Source organism: Anaerobacillus sp. CMMVII (genome assembly GCF_025377685.1).
GTDB lineage: Bacteria > Bacillota > Bacilli > Bacillales > Anaerobacillaceae > Anaerobacillus.
The window spans coordinates 603,903-630,381 of sequence record NZ_JACEHK010000002.1 but is presented as its reverse complement, the minus strand read 5'-3'; the positions used below and the strand labels follow the sequence as shown (position 1 = coordinate 630,381).

General features: G+C 37.2%; 23 protein-coding genes and 1 other annotated feature. Of the genes, 3 read left to right on the top strand and 20 right to left on the bottom strand.

The window, feature by feature from the left end:
• Positions 1-2 precede the first annotated feature (2 nt).
• The 7 genes from mreC to H1D32_RS07105 all read right to left on the bottom strand — a co-directional run bounded on the left by mreC (position 3) and on the right by H1D32_RS07105 (position 9,120).
• Entirely contained in the window at positions 3-881 is an 879-nt protein-coding gene (mreC, locus tag H1D32_RS07135; protein ID WP_261177547.1) for a rod shape-determining protein MreC, read from the bottom strand.
• A gap of 13 nt (positions 882-894) precedes the next feature.
• Positions 895-1,932: a rod shape-determining protein gene (locus tag H1D32_RS07130; protein WP_261177546.1), complete on the bottom strand. Its 1,038-nt coding sequence runs from the start codon at positions 1,930-1,932 to the stop codon at positions 895-897.
• Positions 1,933-2,153: 221 nt separating this feature from the next.
• Positions 2,154-2,843: a RadC family protein gene (gene radC, locus H1D32_RS07125; protein WP_261177545.1), complete on the bottom strand. Its 690-nt coding sequence runs from the start codon at positions 2,841-2,843 to the stop codon at positions 2,154-2,156.
• 52 nt (positions 2,844-2,895) lie between these two features.
• Positions 2,896-3,465, bottom strand: a complete 570-nt coding sequence (locus tag H1D32_RS07120) for a Maf family protein (protein WP_261177544.1) — start codon at positions 3,463-3,465, stop codon at positions 2,896-2,898.
• 247 nt (positions 3,466-3,712) lie between these two features.
• Entirely contained in the window at positions 3,713-5,131 is a 1,419-nt protein-coding gene (aspA, locus tag H1D32_RS07115) for an aspartate ammonia-lyase (protein WP_261177543.1), read from the bottom strand.
• A gap of 966 nt (positions 5,132-6,097) precedes the next feature.
• Positions 6,098-7,189 (bottom strand): hypothetical protein, encoded by a 1,092-nt coding sequence (locus H1D32_RS07110; RefSeq protein ID WP_261177541.1) that lies wholly within the window; start codon positions 7,187-7,189, stop codon positions 6,098-6,100.
• 662 nt (positions 7,190-7,851) lie between these two features.
• On the bottom strand, positions 7,852-9,120 hold the full coding sequence (locus tag H1D32_RS07105; RefSeq protein ID WP_261177540.1) for a bifunctional folylpolyglutamate synthase/dihydrofolate synthase: 1,269 nt from the start codon (positions 9,118-9,120) through the stop codon (positions 7,852-7,854).
• A 364-nt stretch (positions 9,121-9,484) separates the two neighbouring features.
• Here H1D32_RS07105 and H1D32_RS07100 point away from each other — a divergent pair, with 364 nt between their 5' ends.
• Together H1D32_RS07100 and H1D32_RS07095 are read left to right on the top strand one after the other, a co-directional pair.
• Positions 9,485-10,357, top strand: coding sequence for an ATP-grasp domain-containing protein (locus H1D32_RS07100; RefSeq protein ID WP_261177539.1), 873 nt, complete (start codon positions 9,485-9,487; stop codon positions 10,355-10,357).
• Between the two features lie 51 nt (positions 10,358-10,408).
• The gene (locus H1D32_RS07095) at positions 10,409-10,729 is read left to right on the top strand and encodes a DUF3889 domain-containing protein (protein ID WP_396126153.1); all 321 of its coding nucleotides are present in this window, start codon (positions 10,409-10,411) and stop codon (positions 10,727-10,729) included.
• A 51-nt stretch (positions 10,730-10,780) separates the two neighbouring features.
• Here the strand turns inward: H1D32_RS07095 and H1D32_RS07090 are convergent, their stop codons facing one another.
• From H1D32_RS07090 to H1D32_RS07080, 3 genes are all read right to left on the bottom strand, one after another.
• Positions 10,781-13,423, bottom strand: a complete 2,643-nt coding sequence (locus H1D32_RS07090; protein ID WP_261177538.1) for a valine--tRNA ligase — start codon at positions 13,421-13,423, stop codon at positions 10,781-10,783.
• Positions 13,424-13,559: 136 nt separating this feature from the next.
• Positions 13,560-13,881, bottom strand: a binding site (T-box leader).
• Between the two features lie 132 nt (positions 13,882-14,013).
• Complete coding sequence (locus H1D32_RS07085) at positions 14,014-14,691, bottom strand: ABC transporter ATP-binding protein (RefSeq protein ID WP_261177537.1); 678 nt, start codon at positions 14,689-14,691, stop codon at positions 14,014-14,016.
• Complete coding sequence (locus H1D32_RS07080) at positions 14,691-15,896, bottom strand: ABC transporter permease (RefSeq protein ID WP_261177620.1); 1,206 nt, start codon at positions 15,894-15,896, stop codon at positions 14,691-14,693. The genes H1D32_RS07085 and H1D32_RS07080 overlap by 1 nt, the downstream gene beginning before the upstream one ends.
• A gap of 241 nt (positions 15,897-16,137) precedes the next feature.
• Here H1D32_RS07080 and H1D32_RS07075 point away from each other — a divergent pair, with 241 nt between their 5' ends.
• Complete coding sequence (locus H1D32_RS07075) at positions 16,138-16,326, top strand: hypothetical protein (protein WP_261177536.1); 189 nt, start codon at positions 16,138-16,140, stop codon at positions 16,324-16,326.
• Positions 16,327-16,369: 43 nt separating this feature from the next.
• Here H1D32_RS07075 and ysxE read toward each other — a convergent pair whose 3' ends face one another.
• The 10 genes from ysxE to H1D32_RS07025 form a co-directional block, all read right to left on the bottom strand.
• A complete protein-coding gene (gene ysxE, locus H1D32_RS07070; protein ID WP_261177535.1) occupies positions 16,370-17,392 on the bottom strand; it encodes a spore coat protein YsxE in 1,023 nt (340 codons plus the stop codon).
• Positions 17,389-18,315 (bottom strand): hypothetical protein, encoded by a 927-nt coding sequence (locus H1D32_RS07065; protein ID WP_261177534.1) that lies wholly within the window; start codon positions 18,313-18,315, stop codon positions 17,389-17,391. Before H1D32_RS07065 ends, ysxE begins: the two co-directional genes overlap by 4 nt.
• Positions 18,316-18,339: 24 nt before the next feature.
• Positions 18,340-18,747, bottom strand: coding sequence for a LysM peptidoglycan-binding domain-containing protein (locus H1D32_RS07060; protein ID WP_261177533.1), 408 nt, complete (start codon positions 18,745-18,747; stop codon positions 18,340-18,342).
• 23 nt (positions 18,748-18,770) lie between these two features.
• The gene (gene spoVID, locus H1D32_RS07055) at positions 18,771-19,556 is read right to left on the bottom strand and encodes a stage VI sporulation protein D (protein WP_261177532.1); all 786 of its coding nucleotides are present in this window, start codon (positions 19,554-19,556) and stop codon (positions 18,771-18,773) included.
• A gap of 297 nt (positions 19,557-19,853) precedes the next feature.
• Positions 19,854-21,065 carry a type II secretion system F family protein gene (locus H1D32_RS07050; protein ID WP_261177531.1) on the bottom strand — a complete coding sequence of 404 codons (1,212 nt, stop codon included), beginning with the start codon at positions 21,063-21,065 and terminating at the stop codon, positions 19,854-19,856.
• A gap of 29 nt (positions 21,066-21,094) precedes the next feature.
• Positions 21,095-22,132: a type IV pilus twitching motility protein PilT gene (locus H1D32_RS07045; RefSeq protein ID WP_261177530.1), complete on the bottom strand. Its 1,038-nt coding sequence runs from the start codon at positions 22,130-22,132 to the stop codon at positions 21,095-21,097.
• A gap of 15 nt (positions 22,133-22,147) precedes the next feature.
• On the bottom strand, positions 22,148-23,818 hold the full coding sequence (locus H1D32_RS07040; protein ID WP_261177529.1) for a GspE/PulE family protein: 1,671 nt from the start codon (positions 23,816-23,818) through the stop codon (positions 22,148-22,150).
• A gap of 68 nt (positions 23,819-23,886) precedes the next feature.
• Positions 23,887-25,278, bottom strand: a complete 1,392-nt coding sequence (locus H1D32_RS07035; RefSeq protein ID WP_261177528.1) for a hypothetical protein — start codon at positions 25,276-25,278, stop codon at positions 23,887-23,889.
• Positions 25,278-25,832 (bottom strand): hypothetical protein, encoded by a 555-nt coding sequence (locus H1D32_RS07030; RefSeq protein WP_261177527.1) that lies wholly within the window; start codon positions 25,830-25,832, stop codon positions 25,278-25,280. The genes H1D32_RS07035 and H1D32_RS07030 overlap by 1 nt, the downstream gene beginning before the upstream one ends.
• Before the next feature lie 40 nt (positions 25,833-25,872).
• Positions 25,873-26,472, bottom strand: a complete 600-nt coding sequence (locus tag H1D32_RS07025) for a hypothetical protein (protein WP_261177526.1) — start codon at positions 26,470-26,472, stop codon at positions 25,873-25,875.
• Between the last annotated feature and the right edge of the window lie 7 nt (positions 26,473-26,479).

Sequence of the window (26,479 nt, the reverse complement as noted above, 5' to 3'; positions counted from 1 at the left end):
CGCTAATTCTCATCCCCTTCCTCTATTATGCTTTCATCAATTACTGCAGCAGTTCGATTAATGATCATCACATAATCTAAATGATGAAAACTAGCCGAGGGCTCAACGTAAGCATTCTTTGTTAGCCCATATTCATCTGCCTCGATCTCAATGACTTTGCCTATTAAAAGTCCTTGTGGGAAAACACCACCTAATCCTGAGGTTACCACTGTTTGACCTACTTCGATCTCTGCATCAGCTTCAATCTTTCTGAGCATTAAAGCACCTGTTTGTTCATCGAAGCCCTCAATAAAGCCAAAAACTTCTACATCCTCAGCATCAACCATCGCTGAAATCCTGTTGGTACGATCATGATCGCGGAGCAGTTGAACAGTTGCTGTAAATTGCGAAACATGTAAGACCTTACCAACTAGTCCTTTAGAGGTGATAACAGCCATATCTCGTTCGATCCCATCTTGTTCGCCCTTGTTAATTCCAATATATTCATTCCAACGATCTGGGGAACGATGGATAACTAAGGCAGGGGTCAGGCTATAGTTATATAAACTTTCTTTAATATCTAATGCTTCTTTTAAATGTTCATTTTGCCGACGTAGCACATTTACTTCAACAGCAATTTGTGCATATTCATCTAAATGAGCTTTTAACACTCGATTTTCTTCGTATAAGTTGCTCAATTCATTAATATTCTCAAAGAAACCCGCTACATAAAGAGCGGGTTGTTTAAATACTTGTTGGACCCATCCTACAGAGTCTTTCATAAACTGTTCCGGCCATGTTAGGCTTCTTCGATCACTCATGGAATAGCCAATTAATGCCACCAAAAGAATTATACTAACGAGAAGCACTATTAGTCTCTTATTTGAAAAAAATTGGGGCATTCATCACACCTACTTACTTACGATTTGAACGAACTGTAATCCCAGCCTTTGATCGGAATAAGTGAAGATTTTCTAACGCTCTTCCTGTTCCTAAGGCTACACAATCTAACGGATTTTCTGCTACTAAGACAGGCATATGAGTTTGATCAGCTAAAACGCGATCAAGATTACGTAATAATCCACCACCGCCTGTAAGAACAATTCCACGATCCATAATATCAGCAGCTAATTCAGGTGGTGATTTTTCTAACGTACTTTTCACTGCTTCAATAATTGTGGTAACTGTATCCTCAAGTGCTTCAGCTATTTCACTAGCCGTAATTGTTATTGTTTTTGGTAAGCCTGTCACTAGGTCACGACCGCGAATATCCATATCCTCAATGCCTTCAGGAGTTCCAGCTGAACCGATTTCAAATTTAACAGCCTCTGCAGTTCGTTCCCCAATCATTAAGTTATATGTTTTCTTGATGTAATGGATAATAGCATCATCCATTTCATCACCTGCCACACGAATTGACTGACTCGTGACAATTCCTCCAAGCGATATTATCGCAACTTCTGTCGTACCACCGCCAATGTCAACAACCATGCTTCCTGTTGGCTCCCAAACAGGTAGATCAGCTCCAATTGCTGCAGCAAACGGCTCTTCAATAGTATAGGCCTCTCTTGCACCAGCTTGCTTTGTAGCATCCTCAACTGCTCTTTTTTCAACAGCAGTAATTCCTGATGGAACACAAACCATTACATTAGGTTTACGTGTGAAAATCGAACGATTTCGTAGGGCTTGTCTTATAAAATATTTCATCATGGTTGCCGTAGTATCAAAATCAGCAATAACTCCATCTTTCATTGGGCGAACTGCTACAATATTTCCTGGCGTACGACCAATCATATTTTTCGCATCATTTCCAACTGCCTCAATTGTTCCTGTATCTGTTCTAATCGCAACTACAGAAGGTTCACGAACAATAACACCTTTCCCCTTCACATACACCAGCGTATTAGCTGTACCTAAATCAATTCCTAAGTCTTTTGAAAAACCACCAAACATCTATGTAATCTCCCTTCAATGGAAAGCGTAAAACGCTATTTAAGTAATTTCTAGTTGTAGTAATGAAAATCCATAACCTTTATTATACTGAAAAAAAATAAAAAATGATAGTGTTAAGTTATGAGTATTGAGTTTTGAGTGTTGAGTTTTTATTTGTAGCGCTTTGAAGTCTTACCAAAAAACAACTTATCACTCATAACTCATAACTCATAACTCATAACTTAAACGTAGCCTTTCTCCTTCAAACTAATAAATTTCTTATCACCAATAATGATGTGATCTAATAATTCAATGCCAATGACTTTACCACTCTCGACTAGACGCTTTGTTACTTCAATGTCTTCTTTACTGGGAGAAGGATCTCCACTTGGATGATTATGAAGACAGATAATTGAAGCTGCTGAGTGACGAAAAGCTTCTTTATAGATTTCACGTGGGTGAACAATGGAAGCATTTAAACTACCTATAAAAATTGTCTTTTTATGGATCACATGATTTTTCGTATTTAAGTATAATGCTACGAAATGCTCTTGTGTTAGAAAACGCATTTCCTCCATCATAAACCGCGAGACATCCTCAGGAGAACGAATGATTATTCGATTTTCTTGCTGAAGCTTATGTACACGGCTGCCTAACTCTAATGCTGCTAACAATTGTACTGCCTTCGAGTTACCAATCCCCTTTATTTCTTTTAATTCTGTTGCCGAGGAATCCTTTAATAGTCGTAACCCATGGAAATGGTGCAAAATTCTTTGTGCTAATTGTAAAACTGATTCTTGCTTTGTACCTGTTCCTAATATAATTGCGATTAGTTCTTGATTCGATAACACGTGAGCTCCTTCTGAAATTAAACGTTCCCTCGGTCTTTCACAATATGGAACATCACGAATCATTAATGGCTTCCCTTCCATCACTACTCCTCCTTTTTTTACGGGAGGAGCATCGCGGTTGTGCTACTCCCGATTACGAAATCACATGTTGAAAGTTTTTTAATTCTCTCACTGTCCTCGCTAACGGTAAGCCAACAACGTTAAAGTAGTCACCTATAATCTTTTTTACAAATAGCGCACCAAGTCCTTGAATTCCATAAGAGCCAGCCTTATCAAACGGCTCGCCACTTGCAATATAGTCTTCAATTTCTTTTGAAGTAAGTTGCCAAAAAGTAACGATCGTTTTTTCATGAAAGACAACCGTTTTTTCTTTCGCGATGATCGCCACTCCAGTATAGACTTCATGATCATTGCCTGCTAATTGTTCTAGCATTCGGAAGGCCTCTGCTTCGTTATTAGGCTTTCCTAAAACCGTTCCATTTATTGAAACAATTGTATCAGCACCAATGATTATTGAATCGTCATTACGGCTAAGCACATCGTTAGCTTTTTTGAGCGCAAGTTGTTCTACTAGTTCATAGGGAGACAAGGTTTCAGTGATTGTTTCCTCAACGGTACTTGTGGAAATAGAAAATTGTAGCTGCGCTTGTTCGAGCAGCTGTTTACGGCGAGGTGAGCCGGAGGCTAAAATGAGTTTTTTCACGGAGATTCTCCTTTGTAAAATAAATTCTTTTCAATCTAATGTATTTCATCATTCTTTATTTTCGCTATGATCTTATGCAGTTGAGTAAAAGACATTCACCTACATATAGTTTGATATAGCTTGACTAATTATGAAATTCATTCAATAGACAAAAAAGAAAAGAAATTTTTTCCAAAGGTTACTACTAGAATAGCAAAATTTGTTCAAAAATTCCAATTCTTTTTTGTTAAAGAAGCTATAAAAAAATTTACTTTCCGAATAATAAATCTGATCCTGCAATCCCTGGTGCAGTCATTTCATTAGGATCTAGGATTACATTTAATTCTTCTTCCGATAAAATTCCTTTTTCAATACAGATCTCACGTACAGGTCGCCTTGTTTGAATTGCCTCTTTAGCAATCCGTGCAGCAACTTCGTAACCTACATGAGGGTTAATGGCGGTAATAATGCCAACACTATGCTCAACCATTTCACGACAGCGTTCAATATTTGCTGTAATACCTTCAATACAAAATTGTTTAAAAACCCTTATCCCATTTTGAAGAATTGATAAAGATTGTAATAAATTAAAAACCAATACTGGTTCCATTACATTTAACTCTAATTGCCCTGCTTCTGAAGCAAGTGAAATCGTATGATCATTTCCAATAACTTGAAAAGAAATTTGGTTTATTACTTCAGCCATTACTGGGTTTACTTTTCCAGGCATAATTGATGAACCCGCTTGACGTGGCGGGAGATTAATTTCATTAATTCCAGTCAAAGGACCAGAGCTCATGAGCCTTAAGTCATTGGCAATTTTTGATAGATTAATCGCTAATATTTTTAAAGCACTTGAGAGCTCTGTATAAGCATCCGTGTTTTGTGTAGCGTCAATAAGGTCTTCAGCATTTTTAAACGGCATGCCAGTATGCTCTGCAAGATATTTTACAACAAGAGTTATATACTCTGGTAAAGCATTTAATCCAGTTCCAACTGCAGTTGCTCCCATATTAATTTCAAATAAGTGATCTACCGAATTTTTCACACGATTTAAGTCACGAGTAAGTACTTTTTTGTAAGCTCCAAATTCTTGCCCAAGACGAATTGGTACTGCGTCTTGTAAGTGAGTACGCCCCATCTTGATTACTTGGTCAAACTCATTCGCTTTTTGATCCATTGCACCTATTAGTTCCTCTAAAGAAGTGGTTAAACCTTCTGCCAAATGCAAACATGCTATATGGATTGCTGTTGGAAAGGTATCATTTGTTGATTGAGCCATATTCACATGAGTGTTAGGGCTCACCATCATATAATCTCCTTTTTTTCCACCTAGGATCTCAATGGCTCGGTTTGCAATTACTTCATTAGCATTCATATTAAAAGAAGTTCCAGCTCCACCTTGAATTGAATCAACTACAAATTGATCGCTTAATGCCCCTGAAATGATCTCATCACTTGCTTGAGCGATTGCATGAGCAATTTTTTTATTTAATACACCGACATCACTATTTGCCATTGCCGCCGCTTTTTTTACGTATGCAAATGCGCGTATCAATTCTTTGTGTGGCGGAATTCCTGTAATTGGGAAATTCTCAATGGCCCTGGCAGTTTGAATTCCGTAATACGCATCTTGTGGTATTTCCTTTTCTCCCATTAAGTCTCGTTCAATTCGAACTTGTGACATAAGTAACCCTCCATCTCTCTTTTAGGCTTGTCAAAAATCTAGGCGCTTTTCGTAACCATTGTTGCGATAAAAACAAATCGGTTGCAAAAAACAACAATCTTCGAAAACAACCAAATATAAATAACAATGCCACAGTTTGTACTAAAAAAGGTTAAAAGACTTTTTTCTCTCTAATTATTATGTACTTCATTAATAGTTATAAATATTAAAGATGGAAATGTCAAAGCATATATAGTAAAAATAAGAAAAGCGCAAGCGCCCTGCTTTGCCCCGACAAGCAAATGTTCTTCGAGAAAATAGTGTGCTCTTTCACTTTTATTCTCGAAGAACATTTGACCTCGAGGGGCTGGGCGCTGGAGCTAGACAGTTTTTACGTTGAAATTTTATGCTTACTTAAACTATAAGAAAAGCCCAAGTCCCCCGCCTAACGGCGACATGCAAATGTTGTCAGAATAACAAAATTACTCATTATCTTTTTTCTAAGCCCACTATACTAACTACGTTTCGTTCTGCAAATCGAATGTGGTTGAAGTTCCGAAATGGCTCAAGTTGAAATCTAGTAAAGTATTCAGAACTTAGTCCATGTTCGGAATACTCCACGGTTATATTCAGAAAAGTTTTCCGAACCTACGGTGGACATTCTTATAGGACCGTATGCATGGTCTATTTAACCCAGTAGATGGCGCCTGGTGCTAGACATTAAGTACTAAAAACGGTTGTGCTTTCTTATCTTAATAGAAGGCTGTTTTCGTAAACTTTGTTGCTTTTAGGTCGTCTTTTGAGAATTAATAAGCTTTTTGGGACAAATTTATTTGTCCCAATGGCTTATTTATTCTCAAAAGCTTCACGCAAAGCGTGAAGAACCAAGCATTCGCTTGGTTACGACCTAAAAGCTAATAGCAACAATCTTAGAAAAGAGCGTAATAGAAAAAAGACTAACGAACGATAACGTTAGTCCTCTGCTTCTTAAAATGTTTTTGTAAGTTCTTCATATGCGACTAATCCATTTAGTAAAAACTGCTGAATTTTCCATAGCTCAGTAGCATCTTTTGAGTTTGCATAGGCTTGCATCTTTTCGTAAGCATTTGTTATAGCATTCTGAAAAACAAGTACCTTTTGCTCTTGAGTTTCATTTCCTTCAAATGGAGTAGTAGTTAATTTCTCATGTTTTGTACTTAATTCACTTAACGTTTCTTCTGTGAGTAAAGTCCCTCCGTTAGCTAGTCCATTCACCGATAAAAGAGTCAGTTGTTGATATAAGTCTATAGCTGTCTCTAAAAAAATGGCTTGATTCTGATTTTCAACCATTCCATTGGAGGTAATTGCGTACGGTTTTAAGTAAATTTCTTGTCCTTTATCCTTATAGACATCTCCGATAATTGACGCCTGTTCACGGTCTAAACCAATTCCGATAAATAGAAATGCTGGTTCTGTTGAGGTTGTAAGGGTTGCCGCATATCCATCAGCCTGGATTTCATTAACTTTTTCATTTCCCTTTTCGATGACCGTATAAGCCCCACCTTGCACTACTTCAACACCGAGGATTGGAATTTGTCCTGGTGTAACGGAAACAGGTGCTTCTGTCGGAGAAGTACCCACTACTGTCGGCTGAGCCACGATCTGATCAGTCTTATCCCCAGTAAATATAGTAATCATCATAAAGCCAAAGCTTAAACCTACAATAATAGCTGAAAAAACAATTCCAATTATACCTAAAGGTAATGATTTAATATCAAATCTACGTCTCTTTTTTCTTTTTATATGTGGAAGTTTTGGTGAGGTATCACTTTTACCATCATCCCAATATGGACCACCAAGCTTCTTTTTATCACGGCGCCGTTCTCCTAAGTCAACAACCTTAGGTGATGATTGATTTTCAGAGGGTTCAGGAAGGATCCATTCAAATTCCTCGGAACTTTCTTCTTCCTTCATTGCCGAAATCTCTTCATTTAATATTTCTTCATATACCTGCTTGTCCTTCACTAGCTCTTCGTATAATTTCTCTTTTCCATTTAGCACGATTGAAATTCGCCGGTCATTCTTCTTCGTATTGTCCATCCATTGCCAGCTCCTCTCTATTTTTCAATTTACTATAGTCTATTAATATAGATTGATAGATAGAACTAGAATTATGTAAGAAAAGAAAATAAAATTCGTAAACATTTTGGCTTTAGGTGGGATCCATTCTACTGAGTTTACAACGTTCGAATGTTGGAAAAGATGTCCTTACCCTTAATATGACTTGTCATTACTAGCTATTTTAAAAGCAACAATCTTTGAGATAACAGTCTTTCTAAAGGAATCTTGTTAGAGCTGTTGAAGTTGTATTCAAGTGAATGTCTTATAAAAAATTAAATAATAGAATGTAGAATGTTTGTATCTAGACTTAGGCTAGTGAGAAAATAAACTAAATATTCCCAAGACTCTATAATCTAGTGCCATGTGTGAGAAAAAAACAACAAGACGTTTTGACGGTCTTGTTGTTTTTAATAGAGTATTTATTATAAATATAATCTTATTACTAATCATTTTACCTTATTTTAGTAATCTGAAACAGAGTTTATTTATCTCTAATGGTATTTTTGCATAGATCGTTGTTTCCAATCATTGAGTAACAGCCGTGAAAATACTAACGTCTCAGTGCTACTATCCTAACTCCCCTACTTTGTATCTATTTTGAGATTTCGATTAAGTTGCCAAAGTGATTAAAATATAAATTATTATATTTTCAATTCATTCCGCACATGGCTTAAGAAGTAAAGTGAACCAGTAATGACAAAAACGTCATCCGCCTTTAGGTTTTTTTCTATCAAGCGGTACGCCACTAACCAATTTTCAATCACCATTGCGTTTGGTAGTGGAAACGCTAAATTTACCTCTTTTGGATCCATGACACGATCGTATGAAAAACTAGTTAACACAATCTCAGTCGCAACCTCACTTAGTGGTTGTAACATCCCTTTGATATCCTTATCCTTCATCGCACAAAAAAGAACTTTTATTTTCCTTCCTGAAAAATTTACTTTTAGTGTATTAGCTAGTGCTTCCATTCCCTCAGGATTATGACCACCGTCTAAAATAACGGTTGGCTCATTTTTAATCATTTCAATCCGGTTAGCAATTTTGGCTTTCATTAAACCATTACGAATTGCGAGTTCTGATATAGCATAATCCTGTAATTCTTGTATAGTCATTAGAGCTAATGCAGCGTTTTCTTGTTGGTGTTTACCAAGCATACCTGTTTTCAGATTCGAATAATGAATATCCTTCCATTGAAACGAAAACATGCTCTGGTTAGATTCACAAAGAAAGTCTTGCCCTAATTGAAAAAAAGGCGCCGAAAGCTGATTTGAACGTTCTATCATCACACCAATCGCTTCTGGTTGCTTACATCCTGAGACAATCGGAATACCTTCTTTAATAATACCCGCTTTTTCGAATGCAACCTCTTTAATGGTGTTCCCAAGGAGATCCATATGGTCATGGCCAATATTCGTAATGATTGAAACAATAGGAGTAACTATATTTGTGGAATCAAGTCTTCCACCAAGCCCAGTTTCGATAATAATAATATCCGGCTTGGTAACTGTTGCAAAATATTGAAAAGCCACAGCTGTCAACAATTCAAATTCTGTTGGCGGGCCAAACTGCGACCCACTAACTTTTTCAATGATAGGCTTCAATTGCTCAATAATTAATGAGAATTCTTGATTAGAAATTTCGATACCATCTATTTTTATTTTGTCATTTAATTTATTGATTGCAGGAGATGTATAGGTACCAACTCTGTAGCCTGCTTCCATAAAAATAGAGGCTAGATACGTTAACGTCGAGCCTTTTCCATTTGTACCTGCAATGTGGATAGCGGGGATTCTTTGTTCTGGATTCCCTAACTCTCCTAGCATTAATTCCATCCGATCAAGCCCTAAAGAAATGCCAAATTTTTTTGCTGAAAATACTATGTCACATGCTTCTTCATAAGAAATCATGAAAAAAACTCCTTTTTTCTCGTCAACTTTATACTAGGCTCTTTTCGTAAACTTTGTTACTTTTCAACCTAAAATATTCGGAAAAATAACTTAGATGAAGATATCACCCAATAAATTAAGTTAGAAAAGAGCACTACTTACTAAATAAGTGGTCAATTCTTAGTATTTTGTGTAAAAATCCGGCTTTTGGGATTTTTACGAAAGCAACAAATTTTGCGAATACAGCCTTATACTATTTAGTAGTGTATAATATGAAGGAAGTTTCATCAAGAAAATCACAAATAGAGGTGCCCAAAACAGCTCAAAATGTAGGCTTTGATCGTTTTCGTTGGACTAGCTCTATGAAAAGGTAGGTTTTAATAATATGAAAAAAATAGGATGGCTAATTTACAATCAGGAAATGGCAGAAATCAATCAAGGCTTTATCACTTGGTTCATGGAAGAAGCAGTAAATCTAAATATTGAGCTTCATCTCTTACTAAAAGAAAATCTTAGTTACGGTATTATAAACGATGAATTATACATTTTACATAAAAATAAAAAAATAACATTTCCTGATTTTGTCATTATGAGAAATAATGATCCGTTACTTAGTAAACAAATTGAAAATCTAGGGATCATGTTATTCAATTCAGCTTTTACATCTGAAATTAGCAATCATAAAGGAAAAACACATCAGTATTTAGCAGGAAAAGGTATTCCCATGCTAAATACTGCTTTTATTAACCGAACTGAGTTTACCCCTAACTCCCTCCCATTTACATACCCTGTTGTTGTCAAGGAAGTCGCTGGTAAAGGTGGGAACGAAGTATTTGCTGTAAGTTCCGTACAAGAGCTTGAAAAGCTTCTTGAGACAATTCATTCAAAAGAATTAATTATTCAAGAGATGGGAGAAGTTCCTGGAAGAGACGTTCGCGTTTTCGTCGTTGGAAATGAAATTCAGGCAGCAATACTGCGATACTCGGATGATGATTTTCGAGCGAATTACTCATTAGGTGGAAATGCAAGACTCTATGAGCTCTCGAAAAAGGAAAAAGAACTGGTAAACAAAGTCATCGACCAATTTAACGGTGATTTAGGTTTTGTAGGCATAGACTTTTTGTTTTCAAAAGATGGTTCATTTGTTTTTAATGAAATTGAAGATGTAGCTGGTTCGCGAACACTTTATGCTAATTCTAATGTAAACATTGTGAAGCTCTATTTAGAGTTTGTATTAAAAAGGTTACGAGCAATTTAGAGTTTTTCCAATTGATTAGCACATACTAACTTTAAAAAGGGTGTGTAAGAAATGAAAAAACTCATAGTTTTCGCCTTCCTTTTGGTAATGGCGTTAGGTCTGCCTGTTGAAACGACGGCTGAAAATGATGCTCCAGCATATGCAAAATGGGGCAATATCGCAGTAACAGAAACAATTAAGAAATATCCTTATGCAGATGTTGTCGACTATCTGCATATTGGCAGAGAAGAAAAAGGCGATGGAATAGCTGTAGAAAAATTTAAACTTTGGCTTCGTCATGACAAAAAAGAATTCGGCGTTTTTGTTAATGTCGAATTCGAAATAAATACAAATCAGTTTAAATCAATCTCGTTTCAAGAAACAGATAGGTAAATAACCATAGAAAAACGTCAAAACACTAGGTGTTTTGACGTTTTCGTTTTATTATGCTCTTAGTTCATCAATTCTGCCTTGAACAGTCGCACGTTTTTCAAGATAATCTTGCTCTTTTGCTTTTTCTTCTTCTATAACTGCTGCAGGTGCTTTTGCTACAAAGCCTTGGTTGCTTAGTTTCTTTTGCACACGTTCTACTTCGCTATCGAGTCGTTTCACTTCTTTTTCTAAACGAGCAATTTCTGCATCAATATCTAGTAATCCTGCAAGTGGTAAATAAAGTTCCACACCCGTTAGGATTGAAGACATCGACTTTTCAGGAGCTTGTAACTCAATACCTAATTTGAGTTGTTCTGGGTTACAGAACTTCTCCAAGTAGCTACGACCTTCTTCAAGGTTGCTTAAAACAGTCTGATCTTTTGTCTTGATGAGAAGTTCAATTTTTTTACTCATTGGAACATTCAACTCTGCTCTTGTATTACGAACAGATCTGATAATTTCTTTTAGTAAGTTCATTTTCTTTGTTGCTTCCGGGAACAGTAATTCATTATTTTTCACTGGCCAAGGGGCAACAGTAATTGATTCACCTTGGTGAGGTAAATGCTGCCAAATTTCTTCCGTAATAAACGGCATAAATGGATGTAACAGTTTCATTGTTTGATCTAATACGTGAGCTAAAATCGACCTTGTCATTTTTTTCGCTTCTTCATCTTCACCATACAATGGTAATTTCGCCATCTCAATATACCAATCACAGAAATCATCCCAGATAAAGTTATATAAAAGACGACCAACTTCACCAAATTCATAATCATCAATTAGACGAGTTACATCGTCAATTGTTTCTTGAAGTCTAGTTAAGATCCACTGATCCGCAATTGATTTTTTGCCAGACAGATCAATTTCATCATAAGTCATTCCCTCCATGTTCATGAGAGCAAATCGTGAAGCGTTCCAAATCTTATTTCCAAAGTTCCAAGTCGACTCGACTTTTTCCCAATAGAAGCGTAAATCATTTCCCGGGGAACTGCCAGTTGAAAGGAAGAAGCGTAGCGCATCTGCGCCGTACTTATCAATAACATCCATCGGATCAACCCCGTTACCTAGGGACTTACTCATTTTTCGCCCTTCGGAATCACGAACTAATCCATGAATTAATACATCCTTAAACGGACGTTCACCTGTGAATTCTAAGCCTTGGAAGATCATTCGAGCAACCCAGAAATAAATAATGTCATACCCGGTTACTAGAACGTCTGTTGAATAATACCGTTTGAAGTCAGCTGAGTTTTGATCTGGCCACCCCATCGTTGAAAACGGCCATAATGCTGACGAAAACCAAGTATCGAGAACATCCTCATCTTGTGACCAATTTTCAATATCTTTTGGCTCATCATGTCCTACATAAATTTCGCCTGTCTCATTATGGTACCAAGCTGGTATTCGGTGTCCCCACCACAGCTGCCTGGAAATACACCAATCACGAATATTTTCAATCCAATGTAAATATGTTTTTTCAAAACGTTCTGGAACAAAGTTAACCTTTTCTTCTTTTTGCTGTAATTTGATTGCTTCTTCAGCAAGTGGTCCCATCTTAACAAACCATTGAGTAGATAAGTATGGTTCAACAACTGCCCCACTACGCTCAGAATGTCCAACTGAATGCATATGCTCTTCAATTTTGAAGAGAACGCCTTCCTCTTGAAGATCTTTAACAATTTGTTTTCGACACTCAAAACGATCCATTCCCTGATACTTACCGGCATTTCCGTTCATTTTCCCTGATTCATCCATCACAAGAACACGTTCTAAATTATGTCTATTCCCTATTTCGAAGTCATTAGGATCATGTGCAGGTGTGATTTTAACAGCTCCTGAACCAAATTCCATATCAACATAGTCATCTGCAACAATCTCAATTTCGCGACCTACGATAGGAAGTTTTACCTTTTTACCGATTAAATGTTTATAACGCTCATCTTCAGGGTGAACGGCCACAGCAGTATCTCCAAGCATCGTTTCGGGACGAGTTGTTGCTACTTCAATAGAACCACTACCATCAACCAGCGGATATCTCATATGATAAAATCCACCTTGAACATCTTTATAGATAACTTCAATATCCGAGAGGGCAGTCTTTGTTTGTGGATCCCAGTTGATGATGTACTCACCACGATAAATTAACCCTTTTTCATATAGCTTTACGAAAACTTCACGAACTGCTTTTGATAGACCTTCATCTAAAGTAAAACGTTCACGTGAGTAATCTAATGATAGACCTAATTTCGACCATTGATTACGAATAAAATCAGCGTATTCACTTTTCCATTCCCAAGATTTTTCTAGGAACTTCTCACGACCTAAATCGTAACGACTTAAACCTTCTTCTCGAAGCTTTCCTTCTACTTTTGCTTGAGTTGCAATACCAGCATGATCCATACCTGGTAACCACAAAGCATCATAACCTTGCATTCTCTTTGTACGAATTAAAATATCTTGTAAAGTTGTATCCCATGCATGCCCTAAGTGCAGTTTTCCTGTTACGTTTGGTGGGGGAATTACAATTGTATAAGGCTTCTTCCCTTCATCACCTTTTGCTTCAAAAAACTTTCCATCTAGCCAGTATGGGTACCATTTGGCTTCCGTACTCTTCGGATCATACTTGGTTGGCATTGATATCTCTTGATTTGCCATCTCTTATTTCCTCCCTTAAATGCAGTGTTGAGTTTTGAGTTTTGAGTTAATATAGGATTTGCTTCGTAGAATTACTTAACAACTCATAACTCAACACTCATAACTCATAACTAAAATAAAAAAACTCCCTCCATCCTCAAAGGACGAAGAGAGTATATTCGCGGTACCACCTTTGTTTGCAATCGATAGTCATACCTTTATCGAGAGCACACTTCATTCTTATAACGGTTACTTAACCGGCTTAATCTACTCCGAAAAGCGTAAGTGACCTAGGAAAAAGTGTAGTGCTTTTCCCTGCAAAGCTTTACTTTCAATTAAGCTGCTCCTGGGCGACCTTCCATCTTTAGCTCCAAAAAAATCTTTCAGCAATGGTTTTAGCTGATATTTAGCCCAACTAAAAACATGATTTTTCTCTCTATTGGCATTACAGATGTACTCTTCCCAATCAAAGCATGTATATTATATTAAAATATGTACTAACATTTTACATGGAATAATCAAAACTCGTCAATAGTCACCAAGAAAAATTTACTAAAAGTATTGCCCATTTTATTAAATTTATTCAAATCAACCATGTACAAACTTATCATTTAAGCCTTATTGTTATCAATCATTCCATCGGTAATCTTAACTAACGTTGTTCCCTCTCGTGCTAACTGTTTATCATGAGTTACCATGATAATCGTTGTTCCTTGTTGATGTAATTGGTGAAAGTACTGAATAATTTCTTGAGCTGTGCCTTCATCAAGGGCTGACGTTGGCTCGTCTGCAAACAAAATTTGAGGTTGTTTTATTAATGCCCGTGCCACTGCCACACGACGTTGTTCCCCACCACTTAATTGATATGGGAGATGATTGATATATTCTTTCTTTATCCCAACATCCATTAATAATTGCTTCGCCTTTTCTTCTATCGCTTCCCGTTTTTCACCCATTAGTAAAAGGGGAAGCATGACGTTATCGATAACCGGAAGAGCGGGGGTTAGGCTTGCAAACTGGAAAATAAAACTGCATAACTTGAACCGTAATTTTGTTCTTTCCTTATCTTTTATATTCGAGATTTTATTTCCAGCTAAATAAACCTCTCCACTCGTTTGTTTATCTAACAGGCTAGCTAATGCAAGAAAGGTTGATTTGCCACTACCAGATGGACCGATAATTGCAACAAACTCGCCTTTATCTATTTTAATATTTATATTTTTTAAAGCTACAATTGACCTTGATCTACTAAGATAATATTCTTTTGAAACGTCCTCGAAAAGTATCATTAACTATCACCTTCTCTTATTACCTCATAAGGTTCTCTAGAAAAAAACGAATGGATTGGAATAAAAGCTGCAATCATTGTTGCTAAAACAATAGCGATAATTGTTGCCACGCTTATAATGACAGTTGTTTGGAAATCGGGAAATATAAGTGGCAACTGAAATATCATATACAGTAATGTTTGTCTGTCATACAAAATACTCAAAGAAAACAAGACACCGACAATACTACCCAAGAATGAAATAAGCGCTGCTTCTAATAATATAAGTTGGTAGACATATCGTTTTAGTACCCCTAGGGCAAATAAGATGCCTATTTCCTTTTGGCGTTCGCGAATTAATGCTGAAAAAAGAGTCCCTACTTGTAGTAGTGTTAAGATAAGGGCGCCAGCAATCATAACGTAGCTTAATAGTTTCAGGGGGAATACTTGCTGGTTCAACTTTTCTTTTAGTCTTGTTCCTACGACTACGTCTACATCCTTTAATTCCATTTCAATTTGTTGCTTTACAAAGGTTTCAGAATGTGGCGCAGTATTGATATAAATGGCAGAGATTGCCTTAGGGGGAATATGCATGAGTGAAGGCACTTTTTGAACTAGTGTTCTTGCAGTATCCAATCTCATAAAGATTGTTTCATCTGCACCTGTCCCAGTTGGAAATAAGGCATTTTTTACGATAAATGGTTGTAAAAACAGCATGACTTTTTCCTTTATATAGTCATCGTCGTAATGATATAAAAATCGTTCACCTCCAGCGTTTATTCCTATGACAATTTCATTTTCACCAAGGTTTTGAACCCCTGGCATAAACGCTTTTAATGTGAAGTCACGTTCAGGATCAAATGCAACAACCGGAAAATCGCCCATTGTCCCACAACATGAGGTTGAAACAGTCTGGAGAAAAAGTTGTGGCGCTAACTCAGTGATATCTTTCATTGATGATAGCTTCTCCATGGCGACGTGCTCATCAAAGTAAAGCTCATTAACCGCCCCGGAGATAATATTATCTCCAGCATACGCCCCCATTCCTTTTGGGACAACAATTAGGTCCGCACCAAGCCTTCCATCAACAGCAATCATACTTGCATTTAAAGAATGTATAAAAAAATAACTAGTAAAAAGTAAAAAAGCTGCAATCGCAGTACTACCACCAAGCAAAAATGCTCTATGACGCTTTTCCTTTATGATTTTCCAAGCAATTTGCATCATTATTAACAAAATAGGCACCCCTATTATTGGTCATTTTCTTTACTTAAGACGACACGAATAATAAACCAAATAAGCCAAAGACAAACAATTCCCCACAAAACCTCATACATGACAAAGATTTGATTCACAGTCTCACTTCCTTCTTTTTCCTTATCTTACACGTTTGTGCAAAACTTATTCACAGGCCTATGGAAGGGTGCATAAGATAATACATGAATAGGAGAAAAAGGAGGTCCTTTGTGTGTTTAAAAAAGGTAAATACCGGCTTCCTCTTTGGTTACGGAGAGTTCGTGATATTGGCTATCAATTTTTAATCCCATTGACCATGTTTCAGCTTTTACGAACAATTTTATTTCCAACAACTATAGATGTTGTCCTGTTAGCCATTCTTGTCGTTCTTTATCTATCCTATGTTGTTGGTTTATTTTAGTTTGCTATAAAGCCTAACTAAAAAAAAGCAGTAACCTTATAACCTAAGGTTGACTGCTTTCTTGATTCAATAATGTTTTATGAATAAAATGGTTGACTCTTGTCATTGTAATAATTCTCTTCTCTAATAGCTGGACATATTGGAGCTCTGTGATACTACCATCTCTTTTTTTATATAAATCTAGACAATGGAAGATGAGTTCAGGGTAAATTATATAACTCGCAAATAATTTTTTCTCTTCCTCCTCAAGCAGTAGAAACTGCTGGTAGTTTTCTAACCAATCGGCCCCCTGATCTTCATTCCATAATGTATACTGAAATGACTTTCGAAACGAGATAGCTAAATCTCTTGCAGGTGTATCAAGGACTGCTTTTTCAAAATTAAATAAATAACCATAGCCATTGGGATGATAAAAAATATGGGTACGGTCTAATTTCCCGTGGCAGAGAACTGCTCGAAAGCTCTTTTTTTCAAGACATTCATCGTGCCACTCTTTTAAATAATTGCTAGCACTTTTGGCCATCATATCGAGCCTACTGTAATGGGTAAGAAAGGTGAGCTCAAAAGGAGACATGTACGTTTTTCTTTCTGCTTCCTCCGCAAAATACTCCATTTCAAGACGCCTTTTTTCCCAGCGGTTAATTAAATCCTGATATGACTTCTTGATGGTTTCCTCTGAAAATTCCTGATGTTTCACAGTTAGGCCATGAAGCTTTCCCATCTGTTTGAACAATTTCTTTTCTTTATTATCATCAGGAATTTGCGCATCTTCCTGGAACCAAGGCTGTAAATAGTACGTTTTATCCCCATAATTAATTGTTAAGTCTCCATATTTCGTCGGTATTAGAGGCAGTAATTGTTTGTAATTTAGCTTCTCTAACCTGTTCATCACATGTGAAAACCATTGAGCTTGGTCTCTACTCATTGAAGACTCTTTTAGGGCAAAGGTCCCCCTTGGTGAGACTATTTTTTTCACCTTGCCAAATTGCTCAATTTTCTCTGGATATAAATCGTATTGAAAAAGAATATGCCCGATAGAGTTTCGTGGGGCATTATTAGTTATCATTTTGCCACCACCTTTTCTCTGTCTTCCTCAATCCAATTGCCAAGGAGTATGACGAGTTTTCTAGATGTTTCCCAACTATTAAAAAATTGATTCATGACATTAGCCGTTTCTTTGTCAGTCTTCGTTTCTAGCTGTGAAACTGTACGTCCTAGTTCTGATGGTACCAAACATTCCGCTAAAAGTTGAACACCATGATCTCCTTTTAAAGAAAAATAATTATTGATTGAATTAAGTAAATCAATAGTAGAGGCTTCACCATTTTTGATATACCATTCTTCAAGTAATTTCCGCATAGGATCATATCCCTTGATTGGTTGCTCTTCACCACATACCCAAAACAGATTGAAAAATACTTCTTTGGCATCAGCTAAAGTTATAAAAGGAGTTAAGATAGGGAGCTTATTTATTTGGATACGTTCTCTCAAATCGAGCGCTTTTCTTCTTCTCTTAATCGCTTCAAAGTAACTACGCTCTAACACGAGTTTTGCCATCGGATCTAATGTTTTTAGCTTAGATATTGTTTCTTTGATTTCATTTAAAGGTTGGTCTTGCATTTTCCTAAAACGCTGACACTCATCACTTTGTTTTAGCCCAAATGCTAACGCCGTTCCGAAAAGCCTTCCCCAATCCTTTTCTTTTCCCTTTGAAGGATAAGACTCCTCAATCTCGTCATGAATAGTTGCCCAGCCTTTATCACAAATGAAAAATGGCTCTCCATTCTTTGTTCGTATCATCCGATCTAACAATATGCCCGACTGTTTACTAATTTCATCACGCCATTTAATGTGCCACTGCAACAATTGCTTATCCTTCCAAATTCGGATTCGCTTCATTCCACTTTCACTTTGAAAGATTTGATTAGCGTTAACCCACTTCAGTTCCGATAAGCCATATTCCATTTTCACCCGACGTAACATATCCATTTTATTGCACCCTATCCTATAGCTTTATTTTGTAACAGGAATATATAAAATCTGTCCCTCTGATACATTCGCATCGTTTAAACGATTTACCCTAATTAGTGTACTTTGGTTTATTTCATATCGGGAGGCAATTGTTTCAAGTGTCTCATTCTCCCGAATAATACAAAGCTTCAATTTCTTAAACTGCTCTTCTTCCCCTTTGGTAAGCATTTTCGTTAAATATAAGGCATTTTCTTCCCGATGTTTTTTCACTTCATTTTCTTGGTTTTCCTCAACTTCAGAAACTTCTCCTTCACTTCTTGGTGTTTCTTGCTGCTGCTTTTGTTTTCTTTCACCTGTAAAACTTTTTGCAACACTAAATACTTCCTTTGTAGCTTGAGGTTGTTCTGTTGTTTCAACAGCCGTTTCGGTCTTAGGACGCTCTTTTACCACCCCAAAAGCGATCGCAGGAGATTTTATCTCTTTACCTCTACCTCTACTTCCAAGACCTCTTCCGTGCCTTCCGCAATGGCTTCAACCTCTTCAGAAATTTCTGCCACTTCTTCACTTTCTTCACTACGACTAGCTAACTCTTCTCTATGTTCTGCTACTACTTGGACTTCCACTTCTTCTACTTCTACTTCTTCTTCTTCTTCTTCAACCTCAACTTCTTCCTCTTGTTCTAAAGATGGAGCAGTTGGGAACTCAACGATTGTTTCATCATGTTCAAAACGTTCCTGATCATAAGCCTCATAATGGAACGTACGGTCTTCTTGTTCTGCCTCTACATCAGCTTCCGTAATATCTCTGTTCACTTTACCAGTTGACATACCGGTTATCGAGACATCTGCTGTTAATTGGATACATCCACGTTCTGGTAAATCATAATCAAACGAATCTACAATTACATATATATCGTCTAAACTTCTAATTCTCTCTTGTGGAATGGTGACGTCGATTGGAAAGTGATGTCTGATTTCACCTGTCCCATCTTCATTTAACGTTACTTCTTCGATTGATCGAAATGCAACTTGCGTTGAAAGTGACTCATTGTCCTCCTCAGAAACGGTACTGTTACCTGATGAACGGTACTCTCCTGTTAACTTTAAACCCCCACGAATAAGTACATATTCCCCATGTTCTTGTACTGTAATTTCAGGATCTAATGATAAAGATACGATTTCGGCTACTTCCTGACCTTTATTGAGCCACACTGATTCTTCAATGGAAAATGATAGCTTTGATGAATGATCTTGTGTCAACTACCTCTCCTCCTCTATTATAATTTTAGTTGCTTCCGTAAACATAAGGAACACGTCCTGTTAAACGGACTTATACCAATACGTTACAGATGTATGACAAGATATCTGAAAATATGAATCTTTTCCAATAATACGTTTAAAATCTTTGAGAGCTGCTTGGCCATTCTCAAAACGTAACATGAAAAGTATTAATGTTTTGTTTAGTTTTGTAGCTAAAAACTTACAGCAGTTGAATACCAAAAAGGACTGCCTATAAGTCAGTTACTCTAACTTATGGGACAGCCCTCTAATTTATTACTATATTTGTTGATAGATTGAAAACATTGGGAGCATGGCAGCAAGAACAATGGTACCGACAATAATCCCTAGTATAGCAATCATTAAAGGTTCAATGATTGAACTTAAACGACTAGCCATCTGTTCAACTTCATCCTCATAAAAGTCTGCAATCTTTTCAAGCATTGTATCCATTTGCCCTGTTTCTTCGCCAACCTTAATCATATGAGTCACCATTTTTGGAAAAAGCCAACTCTTTGCTAATGGGGCTGATAGACTTTCACCACTTCGTAATGACTCTTTCGCTTCATTTAGAACTTTAGCGACTACGACATTATTTGAGATTTCAGCACTCATCGTCAAAGTTTGAAGCACGGGAACTGAACTTTTAAACATCGATGCCATTGTTCTTGTTATCCGTGCAATCATTTGTTTTTGGATGAGTACACCGAAAATTGGTATTTTTAATGTTGCATAATCCAACATATACTTTCCTTTAGGGTTCTGTTTTATTGCGATAAAAACTAATACGAAAAAGATCACGATCAAAGCAGCTAGATACCACTGGGCAACTAGAAAGTTAGATAAAGCCATAACAACCTTTGTAGGAACAGGAATTTCTCCACCCATTGCTGTTAAATTATTTAAGAGACTCGGTAAAACCTGTGTTAATAAAATAACGACGACAATGACAGCTACAATCGAAACCACAATTGGGTACATCAAGGCAGATTTCACCTTTTCCTTCACTTTGTGGCCTTTCTCATAGAAAGTTGCCATCCTATCTAAAACACCTTCTAAATCACCACTTGTCTCCCCTGCTCGAACCATATTAATAAAAACTTTATCAAATATCTTGGGGTGTTTCATACAAGCTTCTGAAAGAGGATTACCGGAACGTAATTCTTCGTAAATTCCATCTAGCGCTTTTTGGAAAGGCTTTGAAGACACCTGATCTCCTAAGAGCCGAACCGAGTCTAAAATCGATGTCCCAGCTTTAATTAATGTTGCTAATTGACGGCAAAAAATAACGAAATCTTTATTACTTACAGGCGGACCGATCACTAAGTTTAGGTCAACTGTTAATATGCTTTCCTTTTGCTCTTTCAGCTCAGCTACATAGAGCCCTTTTCCCTTAAGCTCAGAAGCTGCTACATCTTTAGAAGGGGCATTTAATTTCCCGGAAATTTCTTTACCTGTTTTTGCATCGATTGCCTTATAAAGAAAGAGCATACGATTCTCTCCCCTTCATTAAAATTTCACTACCGTTTGTTCCAGTTAGGAACAAATTCATCTGCATCTTGTCTAGTAACAAGGCCTTGGTTTACTAAATTTTCAACTGCCATGCTCATCGTTTGCATCCCAAGCGATTTTGACGTTTCTAATACTGTTAATATTTGATGAACTTTATCTGATCTAATTAGATTAGCAGTTGCTGGAACATTCACTAGTATTTCCATAGCCGCAACACGGCCGCGGTCACCAGGCATTGGCAACAGACGCTGTGAAATCACTCCGGATAGCGCCACCGCTAGTTGGGTGCGTATTTGCTGTTGTTGATCGCCTGGAAACACATCAATAATCCGATCTACCGTTTGGGCTGCACCTGTTGTATGAAGTGTTGCAAGGACTAAGTGCCCTGTTTCAGCGGCTGTTAATGCAGTTGAAATCGTTTCAACATCACGCATTTCCCCGACCAGGATAATATCCGGATCTTGACGGAGCGCAGCACGTAGACCGGTTGAAAACGAGTGGCTATCACTACCCACTTCTCGTTGATTAACAATACTTCGATTATGTTGGTGTAAGTACTCGATTGGATCTTCAAGTGTAAGAATATGCTTGTTCATCGTCTGATTGATATAATCAATCATCGCTGCTAAAGTAGTAGATTTACCACTACCTGTCGGGCCTGTTACTAACAGTAGCCCTTGAGTTTGTTTTGCAAAATGTCTACAAACCTCAGGTAATCTTAATTCTTCAAAGGTTGGAATTTTGCTATTGATGACACGACAAACGATGCTAACTGCATTTTTTTGTTTAAAGACATTAACACGAAAGCGGCAAACGTCCTCTAACGCGAAGGAAAAATCCAGCTCTCCTTGAGTTTGAAACAAATTATATTGTTCAGCAGTAGTAATTTCTTTTGCGAAGGACTCCGTCATCGCTGGTGTTAACTGAGTACTTCCGATCTTTTTTAATTTTCCATTGATCCGAACAATTGGTGTAGTATCAATCGTAATGTGGAGGTCTGATGCTCCGTTTTGAAACGCAAAGTTTAGCAGTTGTGCCATATTCATTACCAATAACCACCTTTATTCCATTGTTACACGATATACTTCTTCAAGGGTAGTCTTACCTTCAGATACCTTGATTAAGCCATCTTCATACATCGATTTAAACCCCTTTTCCTGAGCATGCTTAAGAAATTGAGCAGCTGGAAGTTTGTGGGTAATCATCTCACGAAGCTTGTCATCAGCTAGAACGGTTTCGTGTAGGCCAATACGACCTCTGTATCCCGTACTGTTACAAGCGGCACAGCCTTCCCCTTTAACAATATGGTTGACACTAAGCCCCCGGGAAATGAATAATTCTTCCTCCTCATATGCAAGCTTATGCGTAGTCGCACATGCTGGGCAGACTCGACGCACTAATCGTTGGCCAATTACCCCAAGTAAAGCAGAAGAGACAAGAAATGGTTCAATACCCATATCAATAAGCCTGCTAATCGCACTAATCGCATCGTTCGTATGAAGTGTACTTAATACTAAGTGACCTGTTAAAGCAGCACGTAGGGCAATTTCAGCTGTTTCAGTATCCCGAATTTCTCCGACCATGACGATATCAGGATCTTGCCGTAAAATTGAACGTAATCCAGCAGCGAAGCTCATGCCGATAGCTGTATTTACTTGAACCTGATTGATCCCCTTAACTTGATACTCAACAGGATCCTCAACCGTAATAATATTAACAAAATCAGTATTGATTTCCTGTAGTGCTGTATAGAGGGTCGTAGATTTTCCACTTCCAGTAGGCCCTGTTACAAGAATGATTCCATAAGCACTTTTGATCATTTTTCGAACGTTTTCCTCATTTTCTCCTGAAAAAGCCAAATGTTCAATCCCTAATGATACTGTTCCTGTATCTAACAGCCTCATCACGATTTTCTCGCCAAAAATCGTCGGTAAGCAGGAAACACGAAGATCAATCTTCCGAAAATCCACATCGATTTTAAATCGGCCGTCTTGTGGTAAGCGTTTTTCAGCAATATTCAGGTTTGACATGATTTTAATCCGCGAAACAAGAATGTTTTGCATCGTTTTTGGGACAGTTTTTTCCGTTCGTAAGACACCGTCTACTCGAAACCGAATATGTGTCTCATATTCATGTGGATCAATATGAATATCACTAGCCCCAATTTGAACTGCTTGTTGAAGTAACTGGTTTACCATTCTAGCAACCGGTGAATCATCAGATTGCTGCGCTTCAATATAGGCCTGATCATCTTCGTCAGTCGGAATATCCTTTAACATCTGTTCAATTGATTTTTGCATTCCATAATAACGATTGATCGCCAGTTGGAGTTCCTGCTTCTTGGCAATCGCAGGTTGAATATCAAAACCGGTACTTAATCGAAGATCGTCTAAGGCAAAGTAATCAAGCGGATCAGCCATGGCGACAACTAGAATATTCCCTTCTTTTCGTATCGGAATCATTTGATAGCGACGGGCCATTTCATCACTAATTACATTAATTAAATTCGGATCAATTTTTTGTTTATACAAATTAACATGAGGGATACCTAACTGAAACTCCAATACTTCAATAATTTGTTGCTCACTAACTAAATTCATCGCAGCTAACTGATCACCAAGACGATTTTTCGTCTTTTTTTGCTCAGCTAACGCTGTCATTAGCTGTGCCTCTGAAATTACTCCCGCTTCAACTAATAAATCACCTAAACGCTTCCGTTGCTTTTGAGCCATTCGCTTTTCGCTCCTTCCTTTACGTTTTTCCCAAATGGGAATGCACGTATATCTGTGGACCTTTTGTCTTAATGACTGCTGTTCAATAGTAAGACGAAATCTAATATTAGACCTTCAACTTCCCATAATAAGGAGGGGTCTTGACTTGTTTGATAATTAGTAAGGACAACTTCTGCTTGTACTAGAGAGGTCATTGTCTTTTCAAGCGTTACTTTACGGCTATGGTTTGCTGTAGTCAACAATTGGTCTGCTTTTGTTAGATAGGTTGCAATCTTTGTTGTAATTTCAGTTAATCTCTCACTTGGTAAGTGTGCTTCTCTACCGACTTCTGAAATGGCAGCAACAACATCGTATGCTTCGTCAATGACTGACTGTTCAGCTTTAAATGGGAAGGTAAATGCAAATGAAGCAAAGCCCGAATTGGTTAAGTGCTCTGCTTTCCGAATCGCGGCTGCCTCATTTACATCAATTGCTGTATAGATCAGATTCATTCTTCCCTCAAGAACCTTTGGATGAAATCCTTTGTTTACCAACGTTTGTAAAGCATAATTTAAATAATAGACGTTTGTATAGGCACCAGTTTGAACAATGTAAAAAACCTTATCCCCTTCATTACGAATTGTGTCATGTTTGTAATTATCATCCATGGATGTTTCATCATGATCAAAATGATCAGGATTAATATCATTACGATCAACCATTTCCTCTTGTTCAGTAGGGTCTTCAATTGATGGTTTAAAGCGATTAATTAAACTTGGGTCAAAGGTATAATCAAGTTCAAAACCAGTCCCGCCTTCAAAAAAAGCCGCAAAATCTTCACAATAAAATGCCCGGAAAATGATTTCTGCATTGACTCCTTCTAGATACTCGGTACTTTCTTTGAGTAAATAACTTTGAATATGAACTGTACGATCAAGTTTTTCTAGCTCACTTACAAAAACATCAACATCTTCCTCAAATCCATTGACTGCTACTGTAAACTCAACAAAAGATAATTTAACATCTCTGACGGGGTTGATTCTCTCACTTAAAATTTGATAGACAGCTTCAGGGAAAATATGCCGCCATTGCTCGGTAATTTCGGAACTTTGACTTTGCTCAGCATTTACTAAAGTCATAGGATTCGGTGCGAGGCCAATAGCAATACTATCAATCGCTACTCTAGTTTGAAGTTCTGTTTTCTCCAAATCAGCAATGACTTGTTCAACATTGGGATGGATCGGAATACTTTTTAACAAACTCGCTTGTTCTTGACCTGTTAAGTCTTGTGGCTCAAGATTGTCAATCATCATTTGGAATGTTTGAATTTCGTTTTCAATTGAATTTAATTCTGTTTCTTTTTCTACTTTCGCTAAAGACACAGGTCTAATTACATTCATATATAAGGCTAATAGACTTAAAATTAGGATAATAAAAAGATATAGTAATAATTTCTGATTAACTTTCATCCACTCACCCATTATTCTTCACCTTCCATCGTTTTAAGCTTCACCTCAAAAAGCGAAGTGTAACTTGCATCCTCTATATCACTTTTGATTGAAGTGACTAAGGCGCTCGTTACAAAATCAGCTTGTAAGAGACGATGAAGATAGATTGCCGTGTCTCCTTTTGAATGGAACGTTACAGTCACAAGAAGATCACCATCAATGGTAAAAACATAGCTTTCAACGTTCGCATTGTCTGGTAATAATTGATAAACATTTGTTTTCAAACCAACAGTGTCATTATAAATAGAATTAATAAAGTCATTTACATTTTGGTACTGATCGATAATATTATGTTCAGTAATTCCTGTGGTCTTTATGGAAAAAGCTTGCTGTAACTCGTTTTTGGTTTCAATGCTTGAAGCGATCGTTTGTTCTAACCGATCAACTTCCTTGGATAAGTTAATATATGAGTACAATAAAACCGCTGAAGCCGCAATGATCAAAATTAGGCCAGCGATCGGAAGTAGTAATAAATTTGAACTTTTTTCTTTTTCTATATTTGGTAGTAAGTTGATGCTAATTTTCAATGTCCTCACTCCAATCTAACGAAACCGTCACATGATGGCATTATTTCTTCTTGGTTCTTTCATTCTTCTCATTTGCTCGCATGGCTAGACCAATGGCTACACTACAAGTATCTAATAATTCAAGTTGATTAAAGTCTGGGGGGATGATAGCACTGTAGTCAATCCGACATACCTCAGTGTTCATCCTTTCCTTAAGTTCGCTAAAGACTCGTTCCGTCCCTTCGCCCGTTATAATAATTCGCTTAAACTCACTGTCACGTTGATCTAACGAATAGCGAAAGAAGTTCTGTGCTCTTTCAATTTCATTGACGAGATCACTTAAATACGATGCTTCATCATAACTCAAATTCGTTATGTCCGTTGTTCCGCCACTGACCCCTTTAGCGGCGTCTGTTGTAGCTGCAACATCCTCAAAGTCAACCTCCTGAAATGATAAGGTAGTCTCTAGTACTAACGACGTCGCTTCGAAATTGTCCTCACTTACAGGGCTTGTAAAGGTTCTATAGTATTGACTTCGATCAATTGGCATTGTTCTAGTAAAAATAATCAGCTCATCTTTAAAAATGTGTAAATCAATTGACTCCTCCGAAACATCAACGACCATTTCAGTTCCGGTTAACCAATTAGGCTGAGCATACATTAGTAAT